The sequence below is a fragment of the Collinsella aerofaciens genome, assembly GCF_039758815.1.
GTDB lineage: Bacteria > Actinomycetota > Coriobacteriia > Coriobacteriales > Coriobacteriaceae > Collinsella > Collinsella aerofaciens_BP.
Genome location: NZ_JBDMSK010000051.1, coordinates 1 through 1,255 on the forward strand (window position 1 = coordinate 1; position 1,255 = coordinate 1,255).

Sequence of the window (1,255 nt, forward strand, 5' to 3'; positions counted from 1 at the left end):
GCACCCGCCCGGAGCAGGCCCTCTCGGCCGTTTCGTTTTGCGGGGCTGAAAATTTTTAATGCAATGGTGACTTTGCTGATGCTGCCCTGGAGACTGCGCATCTAACTTTGGTCAGCTAGGATTACATTGTCGGGGCCGGGGCGGCCTGGTTAGGTTTGGGAAGTTCGCGAAGCCCACTTCCCAAACCTAACCAGGCCGCCCCGGCCCTCGTGGGATAGATAGGAGGGGGAATAGATGAGCTTTACGAGCGTGGCGTTGCAGATGGTGACGGTCTCTTTGCCGATCCTGTTGGGGTGGTGTATCTCCAAGCTGGGGTTTATGAAGGCCGAGTTTGAGCGCGAGCTTTCGCGTCTTTTGCTGCAGGTGGCGTTGCCGTGCTTGGTGCTTTCGTCGGCATTGGGCGATGATGTGCAGCTGCCGAGCGTTGCCGATACGTTTTCGCTCATGGGTTTGTCTGTCGTCATGTATGTGGTGGCGATCGTTATTGCGTTCGTTGTCACGGCTGCTCTTCGTGTGCCCAAAGGCACTGAATGTTCGTATCGCTTTGCCGTGCTCTTTGGTAATGCCGGCTTTATCGGTTTTCCGGTTGTTCAGGCAGTGCTTGGCAAGCAGGCGTTGCTCTGCGCTTCGATTGCGCTCATCCCTCTCAATATATTTATGTTTACCGTCGGTGTCATGCTCTTTAGTGGCGCACAGGGCGGCCTTAAGAAGCAGCTGCGAAACCTTGCGGCTTGCTGCAAAAATCCCGGCCTTATCGCGAGCCTTGTTGTGCTCGTGATCGTGTTGACGGGATGGACCGATTGGGGCGTGGTGGGCGATTCGATTTCCATCGTGGGTACCATGACCACCCCGGCGGCGCTGCTGCTCATGGGCTCGTCTATCGCCAAGTATCGTCCGCTCGAGATGCTTACCAACTGGCGCGCCTATGTCGCCGTGGCGTTTCGCCTGGTTGTCGTGCCGGTGGCATGTCTTGCCGTCGCGCGCTTGTGGCCCGGCATGACGCCCATGTTTATCGCGACGCTTGTGCTCGAGATGGCAATGCCGGTGGGCAGCAACGGTACGCTGTACTGTCTACAATACGGCAAGGATGCACGCCCCATGATGCAGTGCACGTTTTTGTCGATCATCTGCTCCATTCTGACTATCCCACTCGTAACCACACTGTGCGGGTAGACATTCGGGACGGTCTCGCGCTGGGGCCGCCTCCGGGCGGGTGCCTTCCTCTGAGAAGTGGGCTTCGCGAACTTCTCAGAGG

General features: G+C 57.7%; 1 protein-coding gene. It reads left to right on the forward strand.

The window, feature by feature from the left end:
- Positions 1-234: 234 nt before the first annotated feature.
- Positions 235-1,173: an AEC family transporter gene (locus ABHT90_RS09975; protein ID WP_346982405.1), complete on the forward strand. Its 939-nt coding sequence runs from the start codon at positions 235-237 to the stop codon at positions 1,171-1,173.
- Positions 1,174-1,255 lie beyond the last annotated feature (82 nt).